This is a genomic window from Tsuneonella suprasediminis (genome assembly GCF_003605755.1).
GTDB lineage: Bacteria > Pseudomonadota > Alphaproteobacteria > Sphingomonadales > Sphingomonadaceae > Tsuneonella > Tsuneonella suprasediminis.
In genome coordinates this window covers 209,580-218,425 of record NZ_RAHJ01000020.1, presented here as the reverse complement: position 1 = coordinate 218,425, position 8,846 = coordinate 209,580, and the positions used below count along the sequence as shown (strand labels likewise).

General features: G+C 57.5%; 4 protein-coding genes, 1 pseudogene and 1 other annotated feature. All 5 genes and pseudogenes read right to left on the bottom strand.

Annotated elements, in window-relative coordinates; genetic code table 11:
- Positions 1-400 (bottom strand): annotated as a pseudogene (locus D6858_RS12945) (transposase); the annotation flags it as partial.
- Positions 3-119, bottom strand: a sequence feature (AL1L pseudoknot). It overlaps the preceding pseudogene by 117 nt.
- Positions 401-450: 50 nt before the next feature.
- A complete protein-coding gene (locus tag D6858_RS12940) occupies positions 451-2,115 on the bottom strand; it encodes a DUF11 domain-containing protein (protein ID WP_120111236.1) in 1,665 nt (554 codons plus the stop codon).
- Positions 2,112-7,151: a DUF11 domain-containing protein gene (locus tag D6858_RS12935; protein ID WP_120111303.1), complete on the bottom strand. Its 5,040-nt coding sequence runs from the start codon at positions 7,149-7,151 to the stop codon at positions 2,112-2,114. The genes D6858_RS12940 and D6858_RS12935 overlap by 4 nt, the downstream gene beginning before the upstream one ends.
- Before the next feature lie 94 nt (positions 7,152-7,245).
- A complete protein-coding gene (locus D6858_RS12930) occupies positions 7,246-8,304 on the bottom strand; it encodes a DUF11 domain-containing protein (RefSeq protein WP_120111234.1) in 1,059 nt (352 codons plus the stop codon).
- A gap of 62 nt (positions 8,305-8,366) precedes the next feature.
- Positions 8,367-8,837, bottom strand: a complete 471-nt coding sequence (locus D6858_RS12925; protein WP_120111231.1) for a hypothetical protein — start codon at positions 8,835-8,837, stop codon at positions 8,367-8,369.
- Between the last annotated feature and the right edge of the window lie 9 nt (positions 8,838-8,846).

The window sequence follows — 8,846 nt, the reverse complement described above, 5'->3', positions numbered from 1 at the left end:
GATGGGGCGATCGGCAGAACCCGGCAGATCGGCTCGACCCCATACTCACCCCGATGCTCATCAATGAAGCTGGTCATCGCTTGAACGGGCGGTCGAGCTCCGCCTGGGCAAAATATGCAGAGGCCTTGCGCAGGATCTCGTTGGCCTGGCGCAGCTCGCGGTTCTCGCGTTCCAGCGCCTTCAGCTTGTCTGCAACCTCCACCGGTACGCCGGCACGCTTGCCGCTGTTCACCTCGGCTTTCTTCACCCACTCCAGCAACGTGTGCCCTGAACAGCCAATCATCGCCGCTATGGATGTGATCGCTGCCCACCGGGATGGATGCTCGCTCTCTTGGTCCAGAACCAGGCGGACTGCCCGCTCGCGAACTTCCGGTGCAAACTTGTTCGTCGTCTTGCTCATCGTAGACCCTTCCTCTCAGGAGTTAGGGCCTCCGACAATCCCGGGGCGGTTCAGATTATCTGATCGATCGACTGGTCGAATGTCACAATGACATTGCCGTCAGCTGCACCATCAGAAGATAATCCATCTCCATAAGCACTGTTGCTAATTACATAATTGGTGGCACCGTTGGTTAGCGTGGGGATGACTGTGGCCCCCTGATACAGCCCTTCAACTTCGACGTAGTCAGCGAATTGGCCGTTCCAGTAGTCGACATCGGCAATCATGAATTGTGCGCCTCGCATAACCGTAGGCAAAGTGATTTGCGTCACGACCCGTGCGTTTCGATTGGGCAAGTCAACCCATTCGAACAATAAGCGTTCGCCGGTCTTGCCACCGTTGCTGCTCGTTTGCAGAATAGGCGCTTGTCCGCCATACGCTCGATCGCTCAGCCAATTCCCGGGATTGGAAATCTGGAAACCGATTGGGCCGATTACATCGAGCTGGAAAAAATTGTTGGTGCTCCCCGCTGCCCAACTCTTCGAGTCCCAATCGAACAGGACGGAGCCCGCCGGGCAGGTGAGAGCGGGAGCTATGCCAGCTGTCCGTGTTCCAGCCACGGTAAACGTGATGCTCGCGTAATCGTCCTCGGTGGTTACGCCGTTACCAGGTGTGGAATCGCTATCCGGCGCGTTGCTGGTTATGATTTCAGCGTAATTGGTAATCGGTGCACCGGGCGTGGCATTGATTGTGCCGGTGATATCCAGCGATACGTCTTGTCCCGGTGCGATTGGATTCCCGACACGCCAGACATTGCTCTGCGGATCAAAGGTTCCCGTCCCGCTGGCGGAAGAGAAAGTAAAACCTGCGGGAAGATAGTCTTTTACTGTAACGCCGCTTGCTGAAAGTGATGAGCTTGAAGAGTTGCTGACAGTGAGGCGCCAGGTAACCGATCCACCATTCGTTGGAATATCTGAAACGCGCGTTTTTCTGAGAGACAGATCCGCACCCGGTGCGTCGAAGGCGAGGGCAGAGATAGCAATCTGCTGACTATCAGGTTGAGCGACATCGAACCAGCCGGATGTGTCGCTGTTAAAGGTGATCCGGATCCGTTTTACAGAAACATTGCCAAAGTGGAGATCAAGTGTGCCGCTGGTCGAGGTTTGATCAGAGGTTTGTTCGCCGATGAAAGTCGATCCCTTTTGCGTGATGGCGCTTCCCGCCGACCAAAGCGAAGAGCTATTTGTGATGCTTTGGAAGGATCCGCTTCCCGTGTCGTATTCGACCATGACGACATCACGAAATGTTGTGCCCCACGAACCAGCAGAGCCGACGCCGCGGTTGATATCGTTGATCGAAAAACTCAATCCAGTCACGGCACGACCGAGTGTAATTGTGGTTACGACTTTGTCGGCAGGATCCCAGCTATCGTTATCAAATGCGATCAAAACACCCCCGGTGCCACTTCCGAAACGCCCTGACGAATACGTAAGAAACGAATTGTCATAGACGGGCACGAAAGAGCCGCCGTTGGTTGTTGTGGTGTAATTCAGCGCAACGCTTGTCCCATCGCTCGCGATTGTTGTGGCGGGGTTGGGCATCTTTTTGCCATTACCTACCCCCGCGGTTGACCAGTGCACGGTGCTGGACTGGGCCGACGCGGTGGAAGGCATCAGAGCGGCGAGCGTTACCAATAGGAACGCGGCCAGCGATTGAATATTACGCATAAAGGTCATTGGTCCCGCCCGAGGCCGAGGAAGGAGAAGCTGTCGGGATCAAACTTCATCCGGATAGAGGCATAGAACCCCTGATCGGTATTTCGCGCTGCCGAGTAGTCGTGATCGCGAAACCCGGTGATATTGTATCCAATTGAGATCAGCGCATCTTTTGTCGGAACCAGACCGATCTGTGGCCCAAACGAGAAAGTTGTGCTGGCATCGTCGAGGCTGGTCCGAATGGTCGCGCTGCCGCCAATCGAGAGGTAATCTCCAACTCCAAACCGGGCATCAAGCCCTCCAAGAAATGTCGTGCTGCCCACATCAATGCTGTCGAACCGATCGAAGTTGTAACGTGTGCCAATGAACAGGCCGACTTCTGTGCGGCGGATAAGGCGCCCATTGTCGTGCTGATACGGCGTCCAATTGGTTGAGAGACTGGCGAGCAGTCGCTGTGAGCGGGCATTACCATTGACGGTAAGGGCTGTTGTTCCAGCCATTCCAGCATCGCCTTCTATGGCATTTTCTACGATGTCGCTGCGATATTCCAGCTTCCCAAGCATGGCGACTTCCGATTCCGCCGGACGGTAGGCCAGGGATACGGCGGCATCCATCACCTGGGTGCTGGTTCCCCCAACTCCCTCAGCGCGTGTCCATGTGAAGCCCGAACCGACCACGACACCTTCGCTCAACTGCCGCAACAAACCGGCTGTGAGCCCCTTGCGGGTAGAGAATTCCGCATCGCGGTATTCCCCACGGGTCGTCGCAGCCCATGGGCCATCGCGCCACGATGTGCCCAGAGTTATCGCTGTAAAGTCTTCGAACTGAGCGCCGTCGCTATCGAGGCGCCCCCCGCTTGATGCGGGGTAACCGTCGTTCGGAAGGCGTGAGAGATCGCCGCCGACCAGGGTTCGATTACCGTCGACAGTGGCATTGACGGAAAGTGTGCGCGTAACAGGCAGGTTCTGCGCCATTCCAAAGGCAGCATATGTGCGCTTGCCCTGTTCGGAAATATCCTGTTGTCCAAGCGTGCCAAGTATGCGGGAACCTTGCCAGGGGCTCACTTCGACACCGCCGTTGAACGTACGGGCTTTGATCGTATCGCTTTCGGTGATTTCGTAGCTGCCGACAAGGCGGAGCCACTGCGTCAGTGCATAGCGGGCCAGCAGGCGATGGCGGGTGGGCAAATCAATCGATTCATCCTTGTCGATGGCAATGCTGGTCGATGCGCTGACTTCAAGTTTGTTATTAAGCAGGTGGTGCGAAAGAGCGCCTTCGAGCAAAGTGGATTTGGCGTGGGTGCCATCCGTCAGAGTGTCAGCCATATGTGCGAGACCAAGGCGCATCTCGCTGTTGTCAGTACGGTATCCGGCGGTGATCTCTGCCGCCTGACGGCTGCTGTCGTCCGCGAGGCTATCGTCGTGCCAGACGCTGCCCGTGAGAGAGAGGCGCTCCGTAAATGCATAGCGGGCATCGATGCCGAATTTGCGACGCCCAAGTTCTGCTCCGGTTTGTTGGCCGGTGCCATAATCACTGTCGAGCGAGCGTGCATATGCCAGCACGTCGAGATCGCCGGTGCGGTGTTCCGCTTCGATCAGCCATGCGCTGGCATTTGTGTTCGCAGTGCGGCTGGCCCCATATTCCGCTCGAATTTCAGTGGTGCCGTTGAAACGGGCACGAAGATCGATTGCGCCAAGATCGGTGCGGTCCCCATCACCTTTGTCGGTAAGGCCGGTTACGCCGATCCGCAGTATATCTCCGCCAATGGTGTAATCGGCGCGGACGCCGGCATTCATGGCGGAATTCCCACTGGTATCGTCGACTTCGTAATCGATGACGATGAATTGCGGATTGAGGTCGAAATCGCGACTCAGAACCGGTTCTTTAAAGCTGATCGTTCCGGCCAGCACGTCGATATCGTAATCGATATAGCGGGTCAGTTCCTGACGCCTGATCACGATTTCAGAACGCAGACGATCGCGCACCTCGATAGCGACCCGTTCCGAATTCACGATGATATTGCGGTTGCTGAGACGATAGGGGCCGGTCAGGCCGTTGCCCTGAATTTCGTCGTGCGTATAACGGGTTGCGATTTCAGCGGCAAAGCCCTGTGCATGCAGCGCGCCAAAGCGTCCCTCTGCCTTCGCACCCGTCGCGGTTCGCTGGTAGCGACCCAGCACCGTCTGGTCGAACCCGGTCATGAAATCGCCATAGAGCGCATAGAATGTCGCTGTTTCGATCCGCAGGTAGAGCTTTTCACGGCTCGATGCATCGAATTGCCGGTCGCTGCCATCGGCATAAACGGTGTAATAGGCGTTCGGATCGATCGTCCCCAACAGGCGCTGATCGTCCTTCTGTTTGGCGCTGTCGTATGCCAGCGTGACCAGAAAGCGGCCCAGAACGCGGCCTTTGGCATAAAACGCAACACGGGCATCATCGCCCAGATCGCTGTCAAAACGGCCGGTGCGTTCCATGTTGTCGGCGATTGATTTTGCGCCGAGCGATCCTTCGACAAGGCCAATCACCGTCCAGTCGAGATCGCCGGGCACGATCCATCCATCCAGTTCCCGCTGGCGCGAGATGTCGCGGTCGGTGAAATTGAACGATAGATGGAGGGGGCCGCTGACCATCGTTGGCGCGAGTTCGATCAGCGCAATGCCGTCGTCGCCCTCAATCACCCAGTTTGGCGAAGCGGTGCCTTGACCTGTGAGTTGGCGAAGCTGCATCTGATCAAGCATCGCGGCGCTTTGATAAGGGGCGTTGATAGTGACGCTGCCCGATACACCCGAACGTACCGGGCGGCCTTGCCGATCAGTCAGCCGCACGGCGATCGTGGGGCGGCTTTTGCCGTCCGCCACCAGGTGCGAGCGTTCGGTTACGAGTTCGGCATCCCACGGGGCCGAAACGAAGGCGACGTCGCGACTAAGCTCGGTTGCGACAGAGCCGTCGCTGCGGCGGACAACTGCAGTGAGGTGAGTGGTTTCCTGCCCCAGCGGAATTCCGCGCCAGATCGTGACGGCGTAGGTTTCCGTGGCAGACACCTTTGTTCCATCCAGAGCATATTTATCGACTGGCTTGCCATTGGCCATCAATTCAACCGCTTCATTGGCCCGATGGCGAATTACGACGCGGATCGAGGGTGCCCGCGGGTTGTGATCCACTTCTGGGAACAGGAATTCGGTCGGACCATCACCAATTGCCAGCCAGTCTGTGTCGGCACCCGCTGCCTGCTGATCGGTTGGGGCAGCGCTGTCCGTTGCGGATGTCGGTTCAGGCACACCGGCTGAATCGTTGGTCGAGGAGGGGGCTGTCGCCTCAGGTTCTTCGTCAGGCTGCGGCCACCCCGGCACGTCTGCTGTGAAATCGGCAACGACCAGACTGCCGCCTTGGCCTGTGACGAAGCGCGAGGTTGCGCTGCCGGCAGATTGAGTGGAGCGATCGCAATCGATGAAACGGCCGCTGTTCGGCAAAGTCTGTCCTTGCGCCTGAACGACATGGGTTCCGGGCACTACGCCTTCAAAGTGATAGCGCCCGTCGCCATCGGTAATTGCGAAGCTGCCGTCTTCCATCATTACGCGCACACCGGGGATGCCGCGCCGATCGCGCAGGACTGAACAGTCGCCTGCTGTAATGCGGCCAACGATTGTCATACGCGATGCAATGTTGTCGCGTTCAACTTTGACCGCTGTGTCGGCTTCTGCGCGACCGCCGCGATTATCTGTTACAATCGCGCGGTTGATGACTTGGCCGGCCGGGGCATCGCTTCGTACAGTCATCGCGTATGTTACTTTCACCACCTCTGACGGGCCCATCGTCGGGACCGCGATTGTGAGCTGGCTGCCATCTGGCGCGATGGTTACTGCGGAGGGATCGGGCGTTTCGCCATCAATCCTGATCGTTTCCGGTCGCAAACGTAGAAATTCGGACGGCCGATCTGTCAGTATGACATCTGACTTGGTGCGCGAAGAATCCTGATTGCGGACATTGACGGTGTAAAGCAATGCGTCTCCGGGTTGAGCGATGCTGCGCGATGCTGTCTTGGTGATCGCAGCGGCCGTGCTCGGCCAGTCCACCGGAATATCGACTTGAACAGGGGCAGTGGATGCAAGCTGGAACGGCTTGCCAAACGATCCGTCAACGATGACCAGTGGCGCGCCGGTTGGGCGGCTTAGCCCCTTAAGATATTCAGGCCGCATCTCTGTCGGGCCGGAATACGGCGCAGGTGGTTCGACCTTCAGGCGATAAGTGCCAGCCGGAACTAATGGGAAGCGGTATTCGCCCGGCTCGCTTTGGTATGTATCTCCGGCGCCATCGGTAATTGCCTTTCCGGAGATGACCGAAGAAGGCCACGACGTTACCCCATCTTCCGCCAGAACTGTTGCGGGAAGTCCGGTAGTTTGGTCGATCAGGGTGACGCGGGCGCCGGAAACCGGTTTGCCTGTGTCGCTATCCACCACAAAGCCAAATGGATCGGACAAGACGCCAACAAGCGTAGTCGCCAATGGATCATTCGAGGTCTTCGCACCAATAGCGACTGTGATCTTCTCACCCGAAGTAACGCTCAATCTACAGTCGCCGGAGGTCAACGCAGACGAAATGCTGCGCGTGCGGATCGCTCCGGTAAATGTGCCGGTATCGTTTCCGGTTTCAAAAATCTCCAAAACTTCTTCGTCGCCACCAGGTGTCGTAAGCGTGGCAACCAGGCTGTCTACCGCATTGTGGTTCAGGTTGGCGGCGGGCGCGCTGACGTTGATAACGAGGACTTCGCCGATCCGGAATTCGGACGTCACCTGTGCAGAGATCGTGGTTGCGCCTTGCCCGTTGCTTTCGAATAGCACCAGCGGCTCGCTCTTGCAGAGCGACGGCTGCACTACCAGCGGATCTCCGCCCGTCTTTGTCGGGCGATATGTTGAAAGCTTTAGCTTTGACGGAATAATCTCGGTCGTTACGGTATTCGACGTGGTCGTGCGCGTGACCTTGCCTTCCGGCCAGTGTGCATATGCCGTGTTGTGAACTGTTTGCGCCAGCGCAGAGGGCAGGCAGACAGATAGGAGCATCGCTGTGATCAGCGATGCTGCTGCTTTCGAGAGGGTTCGGAAAATATGCATTGGCCAGTCCGGCCGGGGCATTTCAGCCCCGGCACGGTTACTTTCAGTCGACAGTTGCCTGGAATACGACGGTACGGGTTTGACCCGCCGCAAGGTCGGTAAGCGGTCCTGTCACCGTGGTGCCGGTATAGTCGCCACCTGCAGAGCCATCGCCCTGACATACACCGGAGCTGTGCACTGTCCCGTTGACGTGAATCGAGCCCGGTACGAAAGTCAGGCCAGTCGGCACTGGGTCAGTTACCACAACATTCGTTGCAGTTGCGCTGCCGACAGCATTGGTGATGGCGATGCAATACTGAATGACTGCACCGGGAATAGCCTTTGGATCGCTGGTGCCATTTTGCGGATCTGAAATAACCCTGCTCGACTTCACAGCGGTAAGCGCGGCCGCCAGAACGGTGTAATCGTCCGTCGCGAAATCTTTGCCGTCGCGCGCGATATTGCCGTTCGCGTTGGTGTCGACGAAGACGGTGTCGACACCGCTGGTGTTGGCGCCGGTCGTTTCTGTGAGAACCGCACCCTGCGATCCTGCACTGCCGCCTGCCAGAGCGGTGGCGGTGAGCCGCACACCCGCGACATCGCCGGTTTCGGGGGTCACTGGAATATCCCCCACGACCAGAACCTTGATATTGGTATCGGGCGCCACTTCATCGAGGTAGCCGGTGGTGATCAGCGTATCGCCATCATCCAGCAAGCCATCACCGTTAACATCCAGATACATCTTGAGGTTGGTGACGTCGAAAGTGTCCATTCCGCCATGCGCGGCCGATCCCCCCGAAAGCTGGGAGACTTCGAGACCCAGATCGAGCGTGTCGTTTGACGTGTTGGTGACGGTAAAAGCCGTTACAGCCGAGGTTTGCCCGGGTGAAACCTGTGTGGTGGTATTCCCGTTTTCGGCAACGGTCAGGTTCACCTTGCGGTCCACAGTCAATGTGTCGGACGCTTCTTCGGCTGTCTGGTTAATGCCGCCGACCTTATAGTTCACCGTCACGATGTTGGTGATTGTCGTGCCTGATTGGGTGCCGGCGGCAAATGCAGGACTGGCGACAGCCGCCAACGCCACGATGCTCGCAGCACCCAGGCCCTTCAAAGAGCGCTTCATTGAGTTTTCCTTATATCACAGTTCGCTTGAAACACCCGCGAACCGAGGGTGTGGTTCAGCCGTCAGCGAATGACAGCGGAAAATCTGACAGACCCGGTCGCGCCAGGTTTCAGTTTGGGCAGCGCCCACCGGATATGGGTCACATCGTTCAGCGTGGCGGCCCCGGCCGTGCCGTCGCTCGCTTTCGTGCTTAGCGCCGCCAATTGGCCGAAGTTTTTGCCGCCATCGACAGAGACCGTGAAATCACCTTCTTCGGACAGTGTGACTTGTTCGGGGATCGGATTGGTGATGACAAAATCGTCGACTTCTTCGCCCGTGTCATTGCTGTAATGCGTAGTGAAAACGAGCTTGTCTCCAGGCACGACCTTTGTCGGTTCGGAGAGAGTTTCTTTTTCTGCCCCACTTTGTCCGACCATCCGCACGACTTTCACATCGCCGGTGAGCGCGACCTTGCCGGCAGCCTGTGCCGAATGGAGCGGAAATAGTGTCGCAATGGCACAAGAGAGCGCCAGAAGAAGATGTTTTACCATCATGAAATACCT

Excerpts from the sequence above, each read along its gene's own strand:
- D6858_RS12940 (WP_120111236.1), bottom strand. The coding sequence starts at position 2,115 with ATGACCTTTATGCGTAATATTCAATCGCTGGCCGCGTTCCTATTGGTA.
- D6858_RS12935 (WP_120111303.1), bottom strand. The coding sequence starts at position 7,151 with ATGCTCCTATCTGTCTGCCTGCCCTCTGCGCTGGCGCAAACAGTTCAC.
- D6858_RS12930 (WP_120111234.1), bottom strand. The coding sequence starts at position 8,304 with ATGAAGCGCTCTTTGAAGGGCCTGGGTGCTGCGAGCATCGTGGCGTTG.
- D6858_RS12925 (WP_120111231.1), bottom strand. The coding sequence starts at position 8,837 with ATGATGGTAAAACATCTTCTTCTGGCGCTCTCTTGTGCCATTGCGACA.